The 21,400-nt window shown below is 61.2% G+C and carries 15 protein-coding genes and 1 pseudogene; 7 read left to right on the top strand and 9 right to left on the bottom strand.

What is annotated here, in order from left to right:
• Positions 1 to 115: 115 nt before the first annotated feature.
• From BLU63_RS00280 to pvdM, 4 genes are all read right to left on the bottom strand, one after another.
• Positions 116 to 1,765, bottom strand: a complete 1,650-nt coding sequence (locus BLU63_RS00280) for a cyclic peptide export ABC transporter (RefSeq protein WP_083374651.1) — start codon at positions 1,763 to 1,765, stop codon at positions 116 to 118.
• A gap of 234 nt (positions 1,766 to 1,999) precedes the next feature.
• Entirely contained in the window at positions 2,000 to 2,878 is an 879-nt protein-coding gene (gene pvdO, locus BLU63_RS00275; RefSeq protein ID WP_083374650.1) for a dihydropyoverdine dehydrogenase, read from the bottom strand.
• A 136-nt stretch (positions 2,879 to 3,014) separates the two neighbouring features.
• Positions 3,015 to 4,295 carry a pyoverdine-tailoring periplasmic protein PvdN gene (gene pvdN, locus BLU63_RS00270; protein ID WP_083374649.1) on the bottom strand — a complete coding sequence of 427 codons (1,281 nt, stop codon included), beginning with the start codon at positions 4,293 to 4,295 and terminating at the stop codon, positions 3,015 to 3,017.
• 30 nt (positions 4,296 to 4,325) lie between these two features.
• Complete coding sequence (pvdM, locus tag BLU63_RS00265; protein WP_083374648.1) at positions 4,326 to 5,675, bottom strand: pyoverdine-tailoring dipeptidase-like protein PvdM; 1,350 nt, start codon at positions 5,673 to 5,675, stop codon at positions 4,326 to 4,328.
• A gap of 242 nt (positions 5,676 to 5,917) precedes the next feature.
• Here pvdM and pvdP point away from each other — a divergent pair, with 242 nt between their 5' ends.
• Positions 5,918 to 7,546: a pyoverdine maturation tyrosinase PvdP gene (gene pvdP / locus BLU63_RS00260; protein ID WP_083374647.1), complete on the top strand. Its 1,629-nt coding sequence runs from the start codon at positions 5,918 to 5,920 to the stop codon at positions 7,544 to 7,546.
• 113 nt (positions 7,547 to 7,659) lie between these two features.
• On the opposite strand, the gene BLU63_RS00255 is transcribed toward pvdP, so the two are convergent.
• The 3 genes from BLU63_RS00255 to BLU63_RS00245 are packed head-to-tail and all read right to left on the bottom strand — an operon-like array spanning position 7,660 to position 12,208.
• Positions 7,660 to 9,054: an efflux transporter outer membrane subunit gene (locus tag BLU63_RS00255; protein ID WP_083374646.1), complete on the bottom strand. Its 1,395-nt coding sequence runs from the start codon at positions 9,052 to 9,054 to the stop codon at positions 7,660 to 7,662.
• Positions 9,055 to 9,061: 7 nt separating this feature from the next.
• On the bottom strand, positions 9,062 to 11,035 hold the full coding sequence (locus BLU63_RS00250; RefSeq protein ID WP_083374645.1) for a MacB family efflux pump subunit: 1,974 nt from the start codon (positions 11,033 to 11,035) through the stop codon (positions 9,062 to 9,064).
• On the bottom strand, positions 11,036 to 12,208 hold the full coding sequence (locus tag BLU63_RS00245) for an efflux RND transporter periplasmic adaptor subunit (RefSeq protein ID WP_010458456.1): 1,173 nt from the start codon (positions 12,206 to 12,208) through the stop codon (positions 11,036 to 11,038).
• Between the two features lie 321 nt (positions 12,209 to 12,529).
• Between BLU63_RS00245 and BLU63_RS00240 the strand changes: the two genes are divergently transcribed.
• The 6 genes and pseudogenes from BLU63_RS00240 to BLU63_RS00210 all read left to right on the top strand — a co-directional run bounded on the left by BLU63_RS00240 (position 12,530) and on the right by BLU63_RS00210 (position 19,682).
• Entirely contained in the window at positions 12,530 to 13,012 is a 483-nt protein-coding gene (locus BLU63_RS00240; protein ID WP_042932216.1) for a sigma-70 family RNA polymerase sigma factor, read from the top strand.
• A gap of 122 nt (positions 13,013 to 13,134) precedes the next feature.
• Positions 13,135 to 14,472: a lysine N(6)-hydroxylase/L-ornithine N(5)-oxygenase family protein gene (locus tag BLU63_RS00235; RefSeq protein ID WP_083374644.1), complete on the top strand. Its 1,338-nt coding sequence runs from the start codon at positions 13,135 to 13,137 to the stop codon at positions 14,470 to 14,472.
• A 378-nt stretch (positions 14,473 to 14,850) separates the two neighbouring features.
• Positions 14,851 to 15,186: pseudogene (locus BLU63_RS00225) on the top strand (cation transporting ATPase C-terminal domain-containing protein); the annotation flags it as partial.
• A gap of 103 nt (positions 15,187 to 15,289) precedes the next feature.
• On the top strand, positions 15,290 to 15,700 hold the full coding sequence (locus tag BLU63_RS00220; protein ID WP_083374643.1) for a chemotaxis protein CheY: 411 nt from the start codon (positions 15,290 to 15,292) through the stop codon (positions 15,698 to 15,700).
• 142 nt (positions 15,701 to 15,842) lie between these two features.
• Positions 15,843 to 16,463, top strand: coding sequence for a response regulator transcription factor (locus BLU63_RS00215; protein ID WP_042932214.1), 621 nt, complete (start codon positions 15,843 to 15,845; stop codon positions 16,461 to 16,463).
• 36 nt (positions 16,464 to 16,499) lie between these two features.
• Positions 16,500 to 19,682 (top strand): response regulator, encoded by a 3,183-nt coding sequence (locus tag BLU63_RS00210; protein ID WP_083377233.1) that lies wholly within the window; start codon positions 16,500 to 16,502, stop codon positions 19,680 to 19,682.
• Between the two features lie 3 nt (positions 19,683 to 19,685).
• Here BLU63_RS00210 and dkgB read toward each other — a convergent pair whose 3' ends face one another.
• The gene (dkgB, locus tag BLU63_RS00205) at positions 19,686 to 20,489 is read right to left on the bottom strand and encodes a 2,5-didehydrogluconate reductase DkgB (protein WP_083374642.1); all 804 of its coding nucleotides are present in this window, start codon (positions 20,487 to 20,489) and stop codon (positions 19,686 to 19,688) included.
• Between the two features lie 233 nt (positions 20,490 to 20,722).
• Positions 20,723 to 21,262: a PaaI family thioesterase gene (locus tag BLU63_RS00200; RefSeq protein ID WP_077748889.1), complete on the bottom strand. Its 540-nt coding sequence runs from the start codon at positions 21,260 to 21,262 to the stop codon at positions 20,723 to 20,725.
• Positions 21,263 to 21,400 lie beyond the last annotated feature (138 nt).

The following is a 21,400-nucleotide window of genomic DNA, read 5'->3' as shown; positions in this document are numbered from 1 at the left end:
TCGGCCAGTTAAGAGAAACAACGGTGGGAGCGAGCCTGCTCGCGATGGGGGTATTTCATTCACCATTGAAGGTGACTGATCCACCGCTATCGCGAGCAGGCTCGCTCCCGCAGGGTCAGGCCGGTGCCAGCTCGGTGACGACCCGGCCGCTCTCCATGCGCACCAACTGGTCGGCCACGTCGAAGTAACGGTCATCGTGGGAGATCACGATGATGGTTTTGCCCAGGCGCTTGAGGTCCGGCAGCAGCTCGGTGTAGAAAATCCGGCGGAAGGTCGGGTCCTGGTCGGCCGCCCATTCATCGAACACCAGCACCGGGCGTTCTTCGAGCCAGGCATTGACCAGCGCCAGGCGCTTGCGCTGGCCGGTGGAAAGGTCGGTGGTGGTGAAATTGCCGTCCTTGACGCTGACCTTGTGCGCGATTTCCAGGCGTTGCAGGTATTTGTTGGCGTCTTCGGGGATGTGCGTGTCGCCCTGGACCACGTCATCGAACAGGTAATAATCAGCGAAGATCGTGGTGAACAACTGGCGATAGTCATCACGATTTTGCGCATCAATCGCCTCGCCGTTGACCCGGATCTCGCCCTGTTGCGGCGTGTACAAACCCAGCAGTAACTTGATCAGCGTGGTCTTGCCGCAACCGTTCTCACCGACAATAAACGTGATGTCGCCTTGCTTGATCGTCAGGTTGACCGGGCCCAACTGGAAGGGTGCAGCGCCTTCGACAGCCGGGAAGGCGAAACGCACATCGGCCAGTTTCAGTTCGTGCACGGCTTGCTTGACGTTGCCCTGATCGCTGAGTAGCAAGTGCGGCTCAGGGGTGGAAAACTGCTCGGACAACTCGGCGATCCGGCGGAAGGCGATCTGCGCACGGCTGACAATCGGTAACGTGCTGATCAAATGCTCCAGCGGGCCTTTCATATACAACAGCACCAGCACGAAGCCGCTCATCACGGTCTTGTCGGCGCTTGGCCAGAAGGATTGCAGCGCCAGCACCAGGCCGATGACCACGAAGAACAGCATCGAGCCGAAGGTCTTGGCGATCACGAAGGTGTTGACCGAGCGCACCTGGGTCTTGCAGATGAAATCGGCTGTCGCCTTGATCCCCGACACGAACATGCGTTGGCGACGCGGGCGGTGGATTCGCAGTTCCTTGGCGCCATCTGCAATCGCGTTGTAGTGCTTTTGCAGCTCGTCTTCAGCGTCACGGGCGGCCATGAAACCCTGCACACCCTTGCTCTGGGCGTAAGCCTGGATCGCGGTGCCGATCAGGATCGCGGCGACCATGATCAGGAACATCGGCCACGACAGGATGGCCAGGTAACCCATGCAACCGAGGGTCACGGTGAGGGAAATCGCCAGGGGGGCGAAGGCGAAGGCGAAGTCGCTGATGGTATCGACGTCGTGGGTCAGGACCGGAATCAAGCGGTGGCTGCGATAGCGTTCGATCTGCTCGATGGGTGCCGACAGGACTTTTTCACCGAGCTGTTTGCGCAGCCTGGCAATGATGTGCTGGCCGACGTAGTTGGTGCCGATGTCCGAGCAGATCGAGCTCAGCAGCGCCAGCAGGCACAGGCCGGCAAACAAGGCGACTACGCCTTGGGTCAGGCCGGTGTCCGAATGCAGGGCGTTGTTGATGGTCGCCAGCAGTACCGTGACACTCAAGCCGCCGACCATGCCCAGGAAAATGGACGCGGCGACGATGAGTCGAAACGGTTTCAACAGGGCGAACAACTCGCCGATGGCGCCACGGGGAGGCTGGGTCATGGAAGACAGTTCCTTGGGTATAAAGGCAGATACCCAGTAGAACGTCTGATCGAGGGGTTAATTTACAGGGTCGCCGACTGGCGGCGTTCGCCGGGCATAGCGAAAATACCTGACACCACACTAAACCTTGTGGGAGCGAGCCTGCTCGCGAAAGCGGTGAGTCAGCCGACATCCATGTCGACTGTTAAACAGCCTTCGCGAGCAGGCTCGCTCCCACAGGATCGGGATTATGGTTTAGAGATCACGCACGATACGGAAACCTATCCAGTCGCCACGCTCTTGCGGGTACTGGCTGTTGCGGTTGCCGGAGCGGGAGAACACTGGCGCTTCACCCCAGTCGTTGCCGCGAATGCGCACCGCTTCGCAGTTGGGTTCTACCCACGCACTGCCATCAGTGGGCGCGCCGACGTAGTTGGGGTGTTCGCAGTCTTCGACCCATTCGTAGACATTGCCGTGCATGTCGTACAGGCCGAACGCATTCGGTGCATAGCTGCCGACCGGCGAGCTGTAGCTGTAACCGTCCGCCGGGCCGTAGGTGTTGGCGTGTTGGCTGATGCTGTATTCCTTGCCTTCATCGAACGGGAAGGGGAACGGACCCTTGGTGCCGCCGCGCGCGGCGTATTCGCGTTGAGCTTCGCTGACCATGTGGTACTTCTGCCCGGTCTTCTTCGAGAGCCAGGCGACGTAGTTCTTCACGTCATCGAAATTCATGCACACCGCCGGCTGACGCGGGCCTTGCGGGTAACGCGGTTTGCTGGCGACGCACTCGCGACCCGGTCGGGTATCCCCATTGGCGATGGTCACGCCACTCTCGCGCACGTAGCTGTCCCATTCACCGGCGGTGACCTGGAAGCGGCTCATGGCGAAGGGTTTGACGAAGGTCACCTCGTGCATCGGGCTTTCGTCGGGCTCGCGACCGACTTCATCGTCCGGCGTACCCATGGTGAACGTACCGGCGGGCAGCACGACCATTTCCGGGCAATCGCGGCAGTCCTTGAATACTTTGCCGGGTTGCGGGGTGGTGGCCGCCTGGGCGGTGGTTGGCAGCAGACCGGCGAGGAGGGCGGACAAGGCGAGGGCCTTGAGAGGCACGGTTAATAGATCTCGGTTCATTTGTCGTCTCGATTTAAAGAAAACTGGCGTCTCTGTGGCGAGGGAGCTTGCTCCCGCTGGGCAGCGAAGCGGCCCCAAAGAAAGGGACTGCTGCGCAGTCCAGCGGGAGCAAGCTCCCTCGCCACAAGGGGCCGCATCAGACGGTTTTGCTCAGCAAGGCCATGACGCGGTCGATATGGTTTTCGGTGTTGAGCAGGCCGGGCGCGATTCGGATCACCGGGCCGACGTCGCGGTCCACCGAGTCGCAAACCACGCGGTTTTTCATCAACTGGACGGCGATTTTTTCGCAGTCGCGGTCCTTGACCCGGAAGAAGGTGAACCCGGCCGACAGGTCCGGGCTCCTGGGCGTGACCAATTCAATCTGCGGGTGTTCCAACAGCCGGTTTTTCGCATAGGTATTGAGGGCGTGAATGCGCGCCTGGACCTCGGCCTTGCCCAGTTCCAGGTGCAGCTTGAACGCCTCGTCCAGGGCCCAGCGATGTTCGAAGCTGTGATAACCGCCGGGGGTCATGATGGTCGAGAACGTGGTCGCTTCGGAGAAGGTCGGAATCGTCGGCGTCACATCCTTGAGCTCGGCTGAACGGGCGCAGATGATCCCGGTGCCGCGCGGGCCGAACATCCATTTGTGGGTGCCGGCGATGAAAAAGTCGCAGTGCATGTCTGGGAAGTCGAGCTCTTCGACGCCGAAACCGTGCACGCCATCGACCACATACAGGATGCGGTCCTTTTCCTCACGATTGCGATTGCGTTCCGCCACCAGCTTGCCGATCTCACCAATCGGCAGCTTCACGCCGCTGCCGGACTGCACCCAGGTCATGCCCAGCACGCGGGTTTCGGGGCGAATGCCTTTGGCGATCGAATCCAGCACCTCATCCGCCGACACGGTTTGGCTGTTCTCGAACAGCTTGAGCTTGCGCACCTTGACCCCGTCCTTTTGCTGGCGATAGCCCAGAGCGTAATTGGTGGCGTAGTGTTCGTGCTCGCTGGTGAGGATTTCCTGATCCGGGCGAACATGGACGCCGCCGTAGATCAGCGACAGACCTTCTGTGGTGCTGCCGGTCAGTGCGATTTGCTCAGGCTTGGCCTTGAGGTAATGACCGGCCCAGACGCGCACCGCGTGCTCGCGTTTTTCGGTTTCGCCCAGGTCCCAATCCATTGCCAGCCCCGGGTTGCGGTCGAGGTTGGCGCGGTGGCGTTCAATCGCCTCACGCACCGGACGTGGGTGGGACGTGACCAGGAAATTGGCGAAGTGCAGGTAGTCCGGATCCTGGTCGAACAACGAACGCAATTGCGCCCATTTGTCCTTGGACAGCGGCGGTGGATTGGCAGCCAGTGCCGGCAGATTCACGGCAGCACTCAGGGGCAGGCCAGCCGCGAGAATACCGGCCTGCTTGAGGAATGAACGGCGGTTAGTCATGAGCTCGGTTCGCTTTTGCAAAAGAGGACATCAGTTTTTTGCCACCGGTCTGGACGACTTCTGCACCTGGTCCCAGACCCGCAGGAAATTCCCGCCCCAAAGCTTGGCGATATCGGCCTCGCTGTAGCCGCGACTGATCAGCTCGGCCGTCACGTTGCGAGCTTCGCTGACATCCTTCCAGCCCTCCAGACCGCCGCCGTCGTTGAAATCGGAACTGATGCCGACATGGTCGATACCGATTTTTTTCACCGCGTAATCAATCGCGTCGCCGTAGTCCTTGAGGGTGGCTTTCGGTTCTTCGTCGACGATGGCGTAGAGCTGGCTGGCGTACTCGCCGAAACGTTGTTCGGACCAGACGGTGATCACCGGGTCGCCCGGCATCAGCGCCATCTCCAGGCCTTGCAGCGGTTGCAGGTCGAAGCGTGCGCGCAGGGCGTTGAGTTTGTCTTGGGTGGCCTGGCTCAGCGGACGGATGTAGGTCGGGAAGCCGACAATCTGCACCACGCCGCCGCTTTTCTTGATCAGCTGCATTTCCTGGTCGCTGAGGTTGCGCGGGATGTCCACCAGGGCACGCGGTGCCGAGTGCGAGGCGACCATCGGCGTGCGGCTCAACTGGGCGACTTGCTCCAGGGCTTTGGTCGACATCTGCGACACGTCGATGATCACGCCCAGATCGTTGAGACGATGCACCGCTTGTTTGCCGATCTCCGACAGGCCCCCAAGGGCGTCGCGCGAATCATTGAAGAACGGCAGCGGTCGGGACGAATCCGCCCAGGCGTTGTTGCCCACGTAACTGAAACCGAACATGCGCATGCCACGAGCGGCCCACGTGTCCAGCGCGGTCAGGTCGTTGCCCAGCGGGTAGGCGTTGAGCATGCTCATGAAGATCGCGAACTTGCCTTCGCCGTGCAGGCGACGGAAATCGTCCGGGGTGTAGGCAATGGCAACCTGGTTGGGGAAGTCGCGAACCATCGTGCTGATGATTTTGTAGCGGGTTTCCTGCTCGAACCGGGCTTCGTCGACGAAGCCGGCGGTGGGGCGATGCGGGGCGTTGGCGCCGTTCCAGATTTCCGGCCAGCCGAAAATCGTCAGGGCCGCGCCGGACAAGCGACCGCGGCCGGTCTTGACCAGGTCGAATTGCCCGGTGCCGTCCTTGTCCGCTTCATTGCCGGCGGTGCCGAAGTCCAGCGGTACGGTGACGTGGCTGTCGAACGAGAGGATGCGCTCTTGCAACTCATCGGCTTGTTTCATCACCTTGGCTGGGTAGCCTGGATTGTCCTTGAACCAGTAATCCCAGGCCGCATAGCCTGCCCCGGCACTGATCGCCAGGGCCAGCGGCAGGCCGATGTAGAGAGCCTTTTTCGAACGTGGTTTTGTCATTGCCATCTCAGTCAGGTTCGTCGCCCCGGTGCGGGCGCAGGGGCCTTTGCTATCTGGGAAGAACGAGTGGTCCGGTTGGAAATTTAGTGGGACTGATGGCCTCTTCGCGGGCAAGCCTCGCTCCTACGGGTTAATGCAGGACCTGTAGGAGCGAGGCTCGCCCGCGAAGCTTTTAAATTTTTGCAGGCAACAAACGTTCTAGCTTGGATAAAGCCTGCTTCATGGCTGACACAGGTAGGGCAATGACGATTTCTCGACGATGGTTCATGGCAGGCCTGGCGCTCACCGGCGCCGCCGTGCCTGCGGCTTTTTATGGGCATCGCGAATGGACGAAACCGGATCCGACGATCACCCCCGGCGAAGCTTCATTCGATGTGGCGGATGTCGCCGGCCAGCAGTTGGCGAACACCTTGCGTGGCGTCTGGCAGATTCGTTTCGAAGGGCGTGACGCCGGTATCGAAGGCTTGCCACGGGACGGGCTGGAAGTGTTTCTCGACGTCGGCCACAAAGGTCGCGGCCTGATCGGATTCCTCGACACCGCCCAGCGTTTACGCTCCAGCGATGAGCCGCGCTACCGGGTGCTGGGCGATCTGGCAGACGCCAAACCGGCCGAGCTGAGCTGGCGGCTGGTCAGTGCCACCGCCGCCAGTGGCACGCCAGATTACGAATTCAGCATGTCGCTGGACGAAGTCTGGGCCGGTTTCGGCAACGCCGGCAGCGGCACCCTCAGTGGCCGGGTGTTGAACCTCGATCGCCCGTTGATGATGACCGCGCAAGACAATCGCTTCATCGCGGTCAAGCGGGTGTTTCCCGAAGCTCGCGAGCGAACCGGTCTCAACGCGCCACTGCTGGCGTGGCTGGTGTCCGCCGAACATCGGCTGTTTCACCAGCTCTGGCATGCCTCCCGGGACAAGTGGCACACCCTCTCCGAAGACAAGCGCAACGCCCTGCGCGGTATCGGCTGGCAGCCCGGCCCGCGGGACAAGGAGCGTGATGCCCGTGGCGCGCGAAAGGATCGCAACGGTTCAGGCGTGGACTTTTTCTTCATGCACCGGCACATGCTGGGCACGGCGCGTTCGATGCAGGATTTGCCGTCTTGGCAGCATTTTCCACTGCCGCAGCCGGAACTGGCCCGGGATCGCATCGGTTTCGCCAATTACTGCGACAACCATGACGGCACCGCGTTGCCACCGACCTGGCAGGCCGACGACGATGCCGAATATTCGCAATGGGTCAGCGACATCAAGACCGCTGAGACGTATCACAGCAACTTCCAGGTCTGGGAGTCGCGCTATCGGGATCCGCGTTATCTGTCGAAACTCACCCTTGGGCAGTTCGGTTCAGAGGTCGAGCTGGGGCTGCACGACTGGCTGCATATGCGCTGGGCGTCGGTGCCGCGTGATCCGTCCAATGGCCAGCCGGTGCCGTTCGCGAGGGATCCGGCGGACTTTTCCGCGCGCTGGTATGCGCCGGAAAACGACTTCCTCGGCGACCCGTTTTCATCCCACGTGAACCCGGTGTTCTGGCATTTTCACGGCTGGATCGACGATCGCCTGGAAGACTGGTTTCGCGCCCACGAGCGTTTTCATCCGGGGGAGGTGAGTCGGCTGGAGGTCAACGGTGTGGCGTGGTTTGCGCCGGGGCGCTGGGTCGAGGTGGCTGATCCGTGGCTGGGGCCGAGCACCCATGGTTGCAGCACGACGCCGGGGTTGCAGATGGGCAAGTCGGTCGAGATGGACCCGGAAACCATGAAACTGGCGTTGCGCATCACCTTTGGTGAAGACGATAAAAAGCTGGCGGACCTGTTCCGCAAAGTGCCGCAGCGGCCTTGGTATGCGCGGCATTTGAAGGCCAGGCCGATTACCAGCTAAACCGATAGACCGGGTTATCGTTCTTCGCGGGCAAGCCTCGCTCCTACAAGGGCATCATATGTACCTGTAGGAGCGAGGCTTGCCCGCGAAGCGGCCCTCACTGGCATCTCAAATCACAGAACCTGCCACCCGCCACCCAACGCCTTGTACAGCGCAATACTCGCCTGCAACCGCGACAACCGCAGCTGCACATTCAGATCCTGCGCCGCATACAGCGTGCGCTGGGTCTCCAGCACGGTCAGCAAATCCTCGGCTCCGGCCTGATAACGGCTTTGCGCGATATTGAAGGCGGTCTGCGCCTGGCTCAGTTCCTCGCTTTGCCACTGTCGCTGTGCATCCAGCCCGCGAATGCTGTTGAGGGCTTTTTCCACGTCGGCGAAGCCGTTGATGATCGCCCCGCGATAGGTTTCCAGCAGTTCTTCCTGGCGGGCCGTGGCCTTGTCGCGCTCGGCGCCCAAGCGACCGTTGTTGAAGATCGGCGCAAGCAATCCGGCGGTGAGGTTGTAGAAAGGACTGCGCAGAATATCTGCCGCCCGGTTCGCCCCCGACCCCAGTTCGGCACTCAACGTCACCTTCGGCAGCATCGCCGCGCGGGCGACGGTGACGTCGGCTTGTGCGGCGGCCAGTTGCGCTTCGGCGCGGGCGATGTCCGGGCGGCGGGTGAGCAATTCGCTGGGGGCGCCGGCCGCGATGGTCGGCCATGACAGCTGATCAAAGCGCTCCTGCCCCAGCGCCAGTTGCTGAACCGGCCGGCCGAGCAGGGCGGCCAGACCGATCAGCGCATCTTGAGCCTGTTGCTGCACCAGCGGCAACTGCCGTTGTTGCGCGGCCACCAGGCTCTTCTGCTGCGCCAGCTCAAGTGCCGTTGCGGACCCTGAATCGAATCGCGTCTGCACCAGTTTCAATACGTTCTGCGCGTTGGCCAGGTTCAGCTCGGCGATGCGGCTTTGCTCGCGCAGCGACAAGGCCTGCGCGTAGGTGTTGGCGACGCCGCTGAGCAGCGTCAATTCCACGGTGGCCTGATCAAACTCGCTGGCCTGCAAAGCGAATTGCGCGCTGTCACGGGAGGCCCGTTGACCGCCCCAGAAATCGATTTCGTAAGTGGCGCTGAGGCTCGCGTTGAAGTAATCGACGGCCTTGTTGTCGCTGTCGGCGTCGAGCTGGCTGTAACCGTTGCCGCGCAGCAGTTTTTGCCGATTGGCGTTGAGGCCAGCCTTGACCTCCGGCAGCAGCGAGCCACCGGCAACCACCGTCTCGGCCTGCGCCTGGCGCACCCGCGCGATGGCCGCGGCCAGGTCGTAACTGCCGACCCGCGCCTGTTCGATCAGTTGATCCAGCTGTGGGCTGCCAAACCGCGTCCACCATTGCAGGTTGTTGCGGGTGGCGTCTTGCGTGTGCGGCGATTGCCAGGCGTCGGGCGGCTGGAGGCCGCTGTCCGGGCGCTGGGCGGGCGTGCCGCAGGCGCCGAGCAACAGGCAGAGGGTCAGTAAACTCAGTTGCGGCTTCATGGAGAGATCATTCACTGGTAAGGGCCGTGACCGGATCGAGTCGGGCAGCTTTGCGGGCCGGCATGAAGCCGAAGACAACACCGGTGACCAGGGCGCAGGCGAAGGCGCCGAGCACCGCTATCAAAGAGAACGCGACCGCGACTTCGCTGAGGATCAGCACGCCGCCGACGATCAGCGCCAGGGCAATCCCGGCGAGACCGCCGACCACCGAAAGCATCACCGCTTCCGTCAGGAACTGGCGCAGGATGTCGCGCTGGCGGGCGCCGGTGGCCATGCGGATACCGATCTCCCGCGTGCGCTCGCGCACGGTCATCAGCATGATGTTCATCACCCCGATGCCGCCGACCAGCAGCGAGATGGCGGCAATCGAGCCCAGCATCAATGACAAGGTGTTTTGCGTGCGCGCTTCGGCCTGGATCATCGCGGCGTTGTTGGTCAGTTCGAAATCCTTCTTGCCGTTGTGCAGGCGCAGCATCAATTGCTCGATGGCGATTTCGGTCTCCTTGACCTTGCGTGCGTCGGCAGCGGCGATAGCCACGTATTCGGGATTATGTGTGCCGAACAGCCGCACACTGGCGGCGGAGTAGGGGATGGCGATGCGGTCGTCGCTGTCGGAGTCGCCGGAGCTGGCGCCTTTTTCGGCGAGCACGCCGACCACCTGGAACGGCACGTTTTCGATCAGGATGTACTGGCCGATCGGGTTGGCCACGTCCTTGAGCAACTTGGTCCGCACCTTGTGGCCAATCACTGCCACCGCGGCGGCGTTACGTTCATCGTCCTGGGTGAAATAGCTGCCTTGCACCACCGGCCAGTTGAAGATGGCCGGGAAATTGGTGTCGTTGCCGCCGACGTAGCTCAAGTGGTCGAGGTTGCCGAAACGCACCCCGGCCTCCTGCCCGTTGACCGGCATGATCCGCGTCACCTGCGGCAGGCTTCCCACCGCCGCGACGTCATCCAGGGTGACGATACCCCGCGGCGTTCGCGGGTTGGGTGATGAGCCACTGAGGTAAATGATGTTTGAGCCGAAGGCGCCCATTTGCGCCATGACCTGGCGTTTGCTGCCTTCGCCGACGGCCAGCATGACCACCACCGACGCCACGCCGATGATGATGCCGAGCAGCGTCAGCGCGGTGCGAAAGCGGTTGATCCACATCACCCGCCACGCCGCTTGTACGGCGTCGATCAGTTCGCCTTTCCAGGCCCCGGTCGCTTCGGCGCCTTCGGTCAGGCGCTTGCGCAGATCCACCGCTTGCAGCGCACCGGGGTTGGCCGAGGTTTGTGCTTGAGGGTTGTCCGCCGCGCTGTCGCTGATGATCAGCCCGTCGCGGATTTCGATGATGCGCTTGGCCCGGGCCGCGACTTCGCGGTCGTGGGTGATGAGGATGACCACGTGGCCCTGGCTCGCCAGTTCGTCGAGCAGGGTCATGACCTCGGCGCCGCTGTGGCTGTCGAGGGCGCCGGTGGGTTCGTCGGCGAGGATGATGTGGCCGCCGTTCATCAAGGCGCGGGCAATCGACACCCGTTGTTGCTGGCCGCCGGAGAGCTGGTGCGGGCGGTTGCCGGTGCGCGACGCCAGACCTAGGCGGTCGAGCAGGGCGGCGGCGCGGGCATGGCGTTCGGCGGCGGGCAGGCCTGCGTAGATGGCCGGCATCTCGACGTTTTCCTGGGCCGAGCCGGACGGGATCAGGTGATAACCCTGGAACACAAAGCCAAAGGCTTCGCGGCGCAGCCAGGCCAGCTCGTCGCTGTCGAGGGCGGCGACGTTTTGCCCGGCGAACCGGTATTCGCCCGAGGTCGGGCGGTCGAGGCAACCGAGGATGTTCATCAGCGTCGATTTGCCGGAGCCTGACGCGCCGACAATCGCCACGAATTCCCCGGCATGAATCGACAGGTCGATGCCGCGCAACACGTGAACTTGCGGTGAATCGCCGCCGCCGTAGGCTTTGCGGATGTCCTGCAGGTCGATCAGAGGCGTCTGCATTCAGCCGCCACTCCCGTCGGCCGTGCCGATCAGCAGGTGATCGCCTTCCTGCAAACCGTCGAGGATCTGCACCCGCAGACGATCGCTGATGCCGGTGCGCACGTCGCGCTGCTGGATACTGCCGTTCTCAGCGACGACCTGGGCAATTTGCCTATTCGCTTCAGTGCCGGCCTGCAGCGCTGCGACCGGCGCGGTCAGGGTGTTTTTTGCCTGATCCGAAACGAAGAACACCTGGGTGGTCATTTCCGCCATCAGCGCGTTGTCGGCGTTATCGACGTCCAGCAACACCGTATACAGCACCACGCGCGCGCTGCCGCTTTTGCTCGAACTGGCCGGGCTGCCGCCGCCCTGGCTAGTCTGGTCCAGTGGCTTGGGCGGCACCGGCAGAATCTGCCGCACGGTGCTGCTCCAACGCCGGTTGCCGCTGCTGAGGGTGGTGAACCAGGCGGTCATGCCGGGTTTGACGTGGCCGATGTCGGCTTCCGAAACTTCGGCCCACACCGTCATGGGCGACAACTTGGCGATGCGCAGAATCAACGGTGTTTGCTGCTGAGCGTTGAGGGTCTGGCCGACCCGGGCGTCGAGGGCGACCACGGTGCCGGCCATCGGTGCGTAAATCCGCGTGTAACCGAGTTCGGCCTGATCGCTGCGCAGGCTGGCTTGGGCCTGACGGATCTGCGCCTGGAACATGTCGATGCGCGCCTGGGTGGCACGCAGTTCGGCCTGGGCGGTTTGCACGTCTTCCTCGCGGGTCGCGCCGCCGGCCTTGAGGTTCTGCTGGCGCTGGAATTTCTGCCGGGCCAGTTCATGCTGGGCTCGTTGTTCCTGGAGCTGCGCTTTGAGGTTCTCGATGGAGAACCGGCCGGCGTCGAGCTTGGCCTGCTGGGTGGACGGATCGATCTCCACCAGCAGCTGGCCTTCCTTGACCACGTCGCCGACCTCCACATGAATCTTCTGGATCTGCCCGGACGCCTGCGCACCCACGTCGACATAACGCCGGGGCTGCAGGGTGCCCAGCGCGGTGACGCTGCTTTCAATGTCGCCACGACTGACTTGCACGGTGGCGAATTTATCCCGGCCCGGTGGGATCACTTGCCAGGCGGCGATGGCGATAACGGGGATCAGACAAAGTGCTACAAGCAGGGCGCGTCGGGTCTGTCGGGGACGTTTCATGCAGGGTTCCGGCCAATGGGTATCGGCCCGTCGTTCATCCTGCGCACGAAAAGCGGCGGCAGGCGGACGCTGTCGGGGGGCCGACAGACACGGGGAGCTGTCCTGTAAACGAGGAATGTCGCGGGGAATTTAGGTGCGGACACATACCGTTACAGGTGTAGCGCATGACTATTTATCAGGTAAGTCAAAGCAACACTTTAAATCTATATGAGAATTACTATAAATTACGCGACTCGAACTGCCACCATCTTGCCACTGCCCATTTGTGCGGTCGCGGAAGTGGCTCAAGGATAGAAACCGCACCCTGTGCGGCCGGGAGTCATGTTGGAAAACTACTATCGCGAGCTGGTGTGTTTCCTGAACGCCAGGCTAGGCAACCGTCAGGTGGCCGAAGATGTGGTGCATGACGCTTATCTGCGGGTGCTGGAGCGTTCCAGTGACACACCGATCGAGCAGCCCCGGGCCTTCCTTTATCGCACCGCGCTGAACCTGGTGATCGACGATCATCGCCGCAACGCCTTGCGCCAGGTTGAATCGCTGGACGTGCTCGACAACGAAGAGCGCTACTTCACCCCGTCCCCGCACAACTGCCTCGATCATGGCCAGCGCCTGGAAATGCTCCAGCGTGCCCTGGCGGAATTGCCGCGGCTGTGTCGCGAAAGTTTTCTGCTGCGCAAGATCGACGGCCTGTCGCACCCGGAAATTGCAGAGCACCTCGGTATCTCGCGCGCGCTGGTGGAGAAGCACATCGTCAATGCCATGAAGCATTGCCGCGTGCGGATGCGACAGTGGGACGCCCATTGATCCCTTCTCTCTAAATTTTTTTTCATTGTCCTCGTTCCTACTCAACAGACGACCTGCTGTCCTGCATCAGGTCACTTAGGCTTATTCCCCTTGTTGAGGGGTTCATCCAGAGGACACTGGAAATGACACAGGCAATTGCATCGCCCATCGTTCACGACCTGATCGGCGTCGGTTTCGGCCCTTCGAACCTGGCGCTGGCCATCGCTCTGCAAGAGCGCGGGCCAAGCCAGGGCGAGCTGGATGTTCTGTTTCTCGACAAGCAGGCGGACTATCGCTGGCACGGCAACACCCTGGTGACCCAGAGCGAGTTGCAGATCTCCTTCCTCAAGGACCTGGTGACCCTGCGCAACCCGACCAGCCCGTATTCGTTCGTTAACTACCTTAAGCATCACGGACGTCTGGTGGACTTCATCAACCTCGGCACCTTCTACCCGTGCCGCATGGAGTACAACGACTACCTGCGCTGGGTCGCCGGCCAGTTTGAAGCCCAGAGCCGCTATGGCGAAGAAGTGCTGACCATCGAGCCGGTGCTGTACAACCAGCAGGTCGAGGCGCTGCGGGTGATCTCTCGCGATACCCAAGGGCAGCAACACGTGCGCACCACCCGTTCGGTGGTGGTCAGTGCCGGCGGTACGCCGCGCATTCCCGAAGCGTTCAAGGCGCTCAAGGATGACGGCCGCGTGTTCCACCACTCGCAGTACCTGGCGCAGATGGCCAAACAGCCTTGCGTGAACAATCAGCCGATGAGCATCGCAATCATCGGCGGCGGCCAGAGCGCGGCGGAAGCCTTCATCGATTTGAACGACAGCTTCCCGTCGGTGCAGGTCGACATGATCCTGCGTGGCTCGGCGCTGAAGCCGGCGGATGACAGCCCGTTCGTCAACGAAGTGTTCTCCCCGGAGTTCACCGACCTGGTGTTCCAGCAGGCGAGCAGCGAGCGTGAGCGACTGGTCAACGAGTACCACAACACCAACTATTCGGTGGTGGACATTGACCTGATCGAACGCATCTACGGCATCTTCTATCGCCAGAAAGTCTCGGGTATCGCGCGCCACACCTTCCGTACGCTGACCACCATCGAAAAAGCCACCGCCACCGAGCGCGGCATCGAGCTGGCGGTGCGCAACAATGCCACCGGTGAAGTCTCGGTTCGTCTCTACGATGCCGTGGTATTGGCCACCGGTTACGAGCGCCAGATGCACCGCAAACTGCTGGCGCCGCTGGAGCAATACCTGGGTGATTTCGAGGTGGATCGCAACTACAAGCTGATCACCGACGAGCGCTGCAAGGCCGGCATCTATATGCAGGGCTTCTGCCAGGCGAGCCACGGTTTGAGCGACACGCTGTTGTCGATCCTGCCGATACGCGCGGATGAGATTGCCGGGTCGTTGTATGACCATGGCAAGCACCGTGGGCATAGCCGGTCGGTGGTGGATTTGTTGTTGGCCACTGCCAGCTAAATTTTCTGTGTCTGTTGACCCGTCATCGCGAGCAGGCTCGCTCCCACAATGGACCTGTGTTTGCAGGCCTGATGCGGGAGCGAGCCTGCTCGCGATGGGCCCTGAAGAACACCACAAATATTGAAAGCTGAACCCTTCCTGAAGAACCCCGCAATTCCCCCACCCGCCGCCGTTCCTTCGTTTACTCTCCAGAAATCGGGGCGTAAGCTTCGCGCGTTTTCATCAATAGCGGAGACCCTCAGTGGGGACTTGTTCGAGTGACAGTAGTCGGCCGGTTTCGATAACCGGCACCTTCCCGGCAAGATAACGCGCAGCCTGTTGCCGTTGTCTCGCCGATAAGCGAGCAGCGGAAATCCCGATCGCGGCCAGCTCTGGGCCTGGTACGTGTTCGACGGCAATACCCCGGTCCATCAAACGCTCTTCCAGTCCGGCTGGTTCGTGGTCGGGCTGCTGACCCAGACCTTGATCGTGCACATGATCCGCACGCCGAAAATCCCGTTCCTGCAAAGCCGCGCAGCCATGCCGTTGATGGTCATGACCGGGGTCATCATGGCCGTGGGGATATTCCTGCCGATGGGGCCGTTGGCGCACTACTTCAAACTTCAGGCGTTGCCGTCGCTGTATTTCGTGTTCCTGCCGCTGATTCTGCTGGCGTACATGGGGCTGACTCAGGCGGTGAAGGGTTTCTACATTCGGCGGTTTGGATGGCAGTAATGGCCGGAAACTGCGGTCTTTTAGGAAAAGTCCTACAGAAACATCTGTGCGCCTCCCGTAGCCTCGCCGCTTCAAAAATCAGCTATTCACACATGAGGCTACGATGCCGAATAAAGCCTTGCGCATCTTGATCGCCGACGAGCAACACTTTCACCGGATGCTGATCGAGCGGCTGTTCAATCAGCTCGATTATTACCGCGTGGCGCCGGTGCAGGACCTTGCTTCAATGCTGACCCTGGTCGAGTACGGTTGCGAGCCGTTCGACCTGGTGGTCGTCAATGCCGCGCTGGCGGCAGGCGAACTGGATTTGCTCAGCTATTTTCTCGATAACCGGCAGGTTCGCCACGCACTGATTTTCGACGGCCAACGGGCACAGTTGCCGACAATCCCGGCCAACCCGCAACCCAGGGTTCAGGTGAGTCACGCGGCGCTGCCTGATCTGCGCTGTATTCAGACGTTGCTGGCGATCATTGATCCATCGTCGCAGGAGCGTAATCAGCGGTACGCCGGGTGATTGCCGCATACCGTTCGTCGGTACTGTCATTTCTGACAGGTAGATTCTGCCTTTCTCCCATGCAACAGTCCTGGCGCAGCCGTTGCGTCTGCCCCGGCGTTATCCGACGGGCATTCGTTGAGTTTTTGCACAGGGAGTTGCCATGAAGAGAGCGATGATTGTGGACGATCATCCGGTGGTTCGCGCCGCAGTGAAACTTGTACTTGGGCGGGAAGGCTTCAAGCAGATTCATGAGGCGGCCAGCGTTGGGGAAGCGTTGACCACACTCCGTGAGCAACAAGTGGATCTGCTGATCCTGGATCTGGTGATGCCCGGCGGCAACGGCCTGGACCTGCTGGAGCGAATCAAGGCCTGCGACTGGAAATGCGTAGTGCTGGTGTTCACCTCGCTCGATCCACTGTTTTTCCAGGAGCGATGCATGCGCGGCGGCGCGTTGGCGTATGTCTCAAAAAACAACAGCCTGGAGCAATTGCAAAAGGCTGTGCACGCGTTGATGGCGGGCTACACCTACTTTTCGCAATTGCTGTCCAGACCGATGAACCCGCTGCAACACAGCGAAAAAAAGTTGATCGATACACTGTCCAACCGCGAGTTGACCATCTTGCAATACCTTGCCCGAGGCTTTTCCAACAAAGCGATCGCCGAAGCCATGAACCTGAGCCACAAAACCGTCAGCACCTACAAAACGCGCTTGGTCATAAAACTGGGGGTTGTGGCGGCAGTGCATCTGCGGGACTTCGCCATACGCAATAACCTGATCTGAGTGCGCCTGACCGTGCGTGTATGGCTGCTGCGCCTCATGTTGTGTCTCGTGCCGGCGGTATCGGCTATCGCCGGCGAGCCTGAGCGCTTGCAGTTGCTGGGGCGTTCCACGGTGGAGGGCTACGCGGTCGATCTGGATGAACAAGACCGGCAATGGCTGCGCAACAAGCGTGTGTTGCGCCTCGGGGTGAGCGGACCGGACTACCCGCCGTTCGAAGTGACGCGCAATCACGACGAGCTGGAAGGCATCACCGCCGATTACGCCATACTCGTTGCGCAACTGCTGAACGTACAGATCGAAGTGCTGCGTTATGTCACCCGAGAAGCGGCCATGGAGGCGCTTAGATTCGGCGAACTGGATCTGCTGGGCACTTCGAACAACTTTGAACTGGCCGACCCCGAGCTGATCCTGTCCAGCGCTTATGCTGAAGACCAGCCGATGCTGGTCACCCGACTGGACGAGCACATGCCCGTGGATCTGGCGGGTAAGCGCATTGCCATGGCCGATGATTACCTGCCGGCGCAGACCGTTGAATCGTTCTATCCCCAGGCCAGCCTGCAACGTTATCCTTCGACGCTCGATGCGCTCGGGGCGGTGGCGTATGGGCAGGTTGACGTATCCCTCGTAGACATCTTCAGCGCCAACTACCTGATCAACAATAACTACCTCAATGACATTCAACTGATGGGGCCGGCCAGCCTCGACGCTAACCCGTTCGGCTTCGCGCTGGCTCGGGACAACCTGGCGCTGAAGGACCTCATCGACAAGGCGCTGGTGGCGATCCCCATGGAGCAGCGCTCGATCATCGAGCAGCGCTGGAGCGCCGGCAGGGCGAAAGTGGCGGGACAGCAACGCGTGGATCTGAGTGAGAGTGAACAGCGCTGGCTGGATCAGCATCCGACGGTCAATGTGGGGGTTGTGGAGAATTTTGCGCCCTTGACGTTCTACGATCCCGAGGGCCGATTCAGCGGGTTGGCGGCGCAAATGCTGACGCTCATCAGCCAGCGTAGCGGTTTGAATTTCAACGTGTTGCGAGGCCAATCCCTGGACCAGCAGATCCAGCGACTCAAGGCCGGCGAGATTGACATCTTGCCCGCCATCATTCCCACGACCGAAGGCGTATCCGGGCTGCACTTTACCCGGTCCTATGCAGTCAATCCCTACACGCTGGTCAGTGCGACCACCTCCGGTAGTCCACAGACGCTGGGCGATCTGGCCGGTAAGCGCCTGGCGATTTATCCCCGTCACCCCATGCGCGCGTTCATTCAGGCACGGTCACCGCAGGTGCAGATGGTGGACGTACAAAACCCGGCCGAAGGTCTGGAGTCGGTGGCGAAGGGACAGGCCGATGCCGCGCTCAGTTCATTGTTCATGACCCGTTACCTGATTGCCCGGTATTACCAGGGACGTTTACGCATCAGCAGTACCGTGGGCGATGAACCGGCGCGCATCTCGATGGCAACCGGCCGTGATGAATCGGTGTTGAACTCGATTTTGAACAAGGCCTTGCTGAGCATTTCGCCCGAGGAAATGGACGATCTGGTCGCCCGCTGGAGCAGTGATGCGGTGGTCGATGACAGTTATTGGCTGCGCCATCGGCGAGCTATTTTGCAGGGGTTTGCGGCGGCCGGGGCGTTGTTGTTGCTGGCCTTGGGATGGATCGCCTGGCAGCGTCGGCAAATTCGCCAACGCCAGCAGTGGCTGCAGCAGTTGCAGCAGGCCAAGGACGTTGCGGACGATGCCAACCGTGCCAAAACCACTTTTTTGGCAACCATGAGCCATGAAATCCGCACACCGATGAGTGCCCTGATCGGGTTTTTGGAAATGGCCTGGAAGCGGGCAGAAGAGGGCGTTGCCGATCGCCGATCCCTTGAGGTCGCCGCTACGGCTGCTCAGCAGTTGCTGGCGTTGATCGGCGACATTCTGGATATCGCGCGCATTGAGTCAGGGCGTTTATCGCTGACGCCCGAACGTGCCAATCTGCGTGATCTGGTGGCGTCGATCTGCCGGGTCTTTGAAGGACTTGCCCGGGAAAGGCACTTGGCGTGGCGCGTCGATCTGGACCCGCGCAGCGACCGTGAGGTGCTGATCGACCCCACGCGCTTCAAGCAGGTGCTGTCCAACCTGTTGAGCAACGCGATCAAGTTCACCCGTGAGGGTGAGGTGAGTTTGACGTTAAGTGTGGTGTCCGGATTGTCAGGGCATCTGGGGGTCAATGTGCGCATTGAAGACACCGGCATCGGCATCAGCGCAGCTGACCAGAAACGCTTGTTCAGTCCGTTCGTTCAGGCCGGAAACAGCCAGCAATCCGCGAGCATGGGGTCCGGGCTGGGGTTGGTGATCAGTCAGGCGTTGTGCGAAATGATGGGGGGGCGGCTGGTGCTGCGCAGCGTCCTTGGCCAAGGCTCGCAAGTCGACATCAGCCTTTCGCTGATGGCGTTGAAGCCGTTACCACCCTGTGCATCAGTCGACAGCGGATCACCGATACCCACGCGGCCACTGACCATTCTGGTGGTTGACGATTACCCGGCCAATCGCCTGTTGCTCTCAAGCCAGCTGAGCTACCTGGGGCATCGCGTGATGGAGGCCGAAGAGGGCGAGCGAGGGCTGGAACTGTGGCGTACACACGAGTTTGATGTGGTCATCACTGACTGCAATATGCCGAAGCTCAGCGGTTATGAATTGACCGGTGAGATACGCGATGAAGAGCGCGCGTATGGCCTGCTGCCGACGCTGATCCTGGGTTTTACCGCCAATGCGCAGCCTGAGGAAAAGGTCCGGTGCCTGGAAGCGGGCATGGACGATTGTCTGTTCAAGCCGATTCGGCTGGCGGATCTGAGTAGTTGGTTGGCCGACCGGTTTGCAGAGACGACGAACGAACAACCCCCATCATCCGAGATCGATTTGAGCGAGCTGGAGCAATACGTCGGAGAAGACCGGACGTTGATCAATCAATTGCTGCGTGAACTGGCAATAACCAATCGCAACGACCGCGAACATCTGCTTCAAGCACACGCCGACAACAATCTCCCGGGTCTGCGAGACCTGGCGCACCGTATCAAGGGCGGTGCGCGCATGGTCCGTGCCCAACGGTTGATCGAAAGGTGCAAGGCGCTGGAACGTGCCTGCGCCGAAGGTCGTGCGACATCGATCGACGAAGCCGTCGATCAATTGCAGAACGCCATGCGAAGTCTCGATCAGAGCCTTGAGACAGGCTGACACTTAATCCCAGTGCGGCGCGATACCTTTGGGGCTGGTTAATCGATGGCCGCGATCCAGGCTGGCGATCAACGCCATGTCGGCTTCGCTCAACTGCAGGTCACAGGCTTTCAGATTGCTTTGCAGGTTGGCGCGTTTGGTGGAAGAGGGGATAACCGCGTACCCCGACTGCATGGCCCAGGCCAGCGTGACTTGGGCCGGGGTAGCCTGAAGACGAGCGGCGATTTGCTGGATGACCGGGTCTTTCAACACTTCGCCGTAGGCCAGGGTCATGTAGGACGTGATCTGGATGCCCTGGCGCCGGGCAAACTCAACGACCTTGCGGTTCTGCAGGTACGGGTGCAGCTCGATCTGGTTGGTCGCGATGTTCTCGGCACCGACCGCTGCAATCGCTTTTTGCATCAGCTCGACGGTGAAGTTGGAGACGCCGATCTGCCGGGTCAGGCCCAGTCGCTTGGCTTCGAGCAAGGCGCCCATGAACTCTTCGACCGGCACTTGATCGTCCGGGGACGGCCAGTGGATCAGCGTCAGGTCCAGGTAATCGGTCTGCAGTTTGCGCAGGCTTTCTTTGAGGCTGTCGATCAACCGGTCTTTGGCGAAATTGGCGATCCAGATTTTACTGGTGATGAACAATTCTTCACGGGCGATACCGCTGGCGGCGATGGCCTCGCCGACCTCGGCTTCGTTTTCGTAGATTTGCGCGGTGTCGATCACTCGGTAACCCAGCGCGAGGCCGGTGCTCACCGAATCGATGACCACTTGGCCTTGCAAACGAAAGGTACCAAGACCGAATGCGGGAATAGACATCAATGACTCCAAGGGTTGCAGTGGGAATGGACAGGAGTATCCCCGGCTGCCTCCCTGGGAAAAACCGCTGGATGGGCAAAGCAATGTTTACCGCAAGTCATGAATCGGGGGGCCGCCTGGAGGATTGAGGGTGTCTGGTCTGCCGTCTTCGCGGGCAAGCCTCGCTCCTACAGGGCGGCGTTGCGTTTGTAGGCGCGAGCCTGCTCGCGATGGCCACAACTCGGTCTCGGAATTTACCCCCGAGCCTCAAGAATCATGCAAGTCGTCGACCCCGTCGCATACAACCGCCCATCCACATCATAAATCCGCCCCTCGGCCAGCGCGGTGGAGCGGCCCAGATGCACAATTTTCCCTTCGGCCCGGACCGGTCCGCTGGCGCCGGTCAACGCCCGGACGTAGCTGATGCGCAAGTCCAGCGTCGTATACCCCTGGCCCTTCTTGAGCTGTGTATGAATCGCACAGCCCATGCACGAATCCAGCAAGGTCGCCGCGTAGCCGCCATGCACGCTGCCCAGCGGGTTGTAGTGCCGCGAATCCGGCGTGCCCTGGAAAATGAACAGCCCGGCCGACCATTCGATGGGGATGAAATCCATCAAGGCGCCGATGGGCGGTGAAGGCAGTGCGCCGTCGCCGATACCCTGGAAAAACTCGGCGGGTGACAGCGCGCTGACCTCAGCCATGGACAGGCTGCCCGGTCCGGCCAGACGCGAGCGCATGGCCTGTTCCTGGGCGATCCATTGGGCGAGGGTGGCGTCGCGGGTGGGGCTTTGCATGATGAGTTCCTCGAACGAGAGCGGATATTATGGTTGTAATTCCGATCGATATTATGTCCGAAATAAAAACTCCGCCAGCCCCGCGTGTCGAGTCGTCACACGCTATCGCCCAGGCGCAACTCCTCGCCGATTACCGGC

It is taken from the genome of Pseudomonas mandelii (assembly GCF_900106065.1).
Lineage (GTDB): Bacteria > Pseudomonadota > Gammaproteobacteria > Pseudomonadales > Pseudomonadaceae > Aquipseudomonas > Aquipseudomonas mandelii.
Note: the sequence above shows the minus strand (reverse complement) of the source record. Positions and strands in the feature narration are given on the sequence as shown.

Bases quoted from the DNA above. Each gene is read 5' to 3' on its own strand.
- BLU63_RS00280 (WP_083374651.1), bottom strand. From the start codon at position 1,765: ATGACCCAGCCTCCCCGTGGCGCCATCGGCGAGTTGTTCGCCCTGTTG.
- pvdO (WP_083374650.1), bottom strand. From the start codon at position 2,878: ATGAACCGAGATCTATTAACCGTGCCTCTCAAGGCCCTCGCCTTGTCC.
- pvdN (WP_083374649.1), bottom strand. From the start codon at position 4,295: ATGACTAACCGCCGTTCATTCCTCAAGCAGGCCGGTATTCTCGCGGCT.
- pvdM (WP_083374648.1), bottom strand. From the start codon at position 5,675: ATGACAAAACCACGTTCGAAAAAGGCTCTCTACATCGGCCTGCCGCTG.
- pvdP (WP_083374647.1), top strand. From the start codon at position 5,918: ATGACGATTTCTCGACGATGGTTCATGGCAGGCCTGGCGCTCACCGGC.
- BLU63_RS00255 (WP_083374646.1), bottom strand. From the start codon at position 9,054: ATGAAGCCGCAACTGAGTTTACTGACCCTCTGCCTGTTGCTCGGCGCC.
- BLU63_RS00250 (WP_083374645.1), bottom strand. From the start codon at position 11,035: ATGCAGACGCCTCTGATCGACCTGCAGGACATCCGCAAAGCCTACGGC.
- BLU63_RS00245 (WP_010458456.1), bottom strand. From the start codon at position 12,208: ATGAAACGTCCCCGACAGACCCGACGCGCCCTGCTTGTAGCACTTTGT.
- BLU63_RS00240 (WP_042932216.1), top strand. From the start codon at position 12,530: ATGTTGGAAAACTACTATCGCGAGCTGGTGTGTTTCCTGAACGCCAGG.
- BLU63_RS00235 (WP_083374644.1), top strand. From the start codon at position 13,135: ATGACACAGGCAATTGCATCGCCCATCGTTCACGACCTGATCGGCGTC.
- BLU63_RS00220 (WP_083374643.1), top strand. From the start codon at position 15,290: ATGCCGAATAAAGCCTTGCGCATCTTGATCGCCGACGAGCAACACTTT.
- BLU63_RS00215 (WP_042932214.1), top strand. From the start codon at position 15,843: ATGAAGAGAGCGATGATTGTGGACGATCATCCGGTGGTTCGCGCCGCA.
- BLU63_RS00210 (WP_083377233.1), top strand. From the start codon at position 16,500: ATGTTGTGTCTCGTGCCGGCGGTATCGGCTATCGCCGGCGAGCCTGAG.
- dkgB (WP_083374642.1), bottom strand. From the start codon at position 20,489: ATGTCTATTCCCGCATTCGGTCTTGGTACCTTTCGTTTGCAAGGCCAA.
- BLU63_RS00200 (WP_077748889.1), bottom strand. From the start codon at position 21,262: ATGCAAAGCCCCACCCGCGACGCCACCCTCGCCCAATGGATCGCCCAG.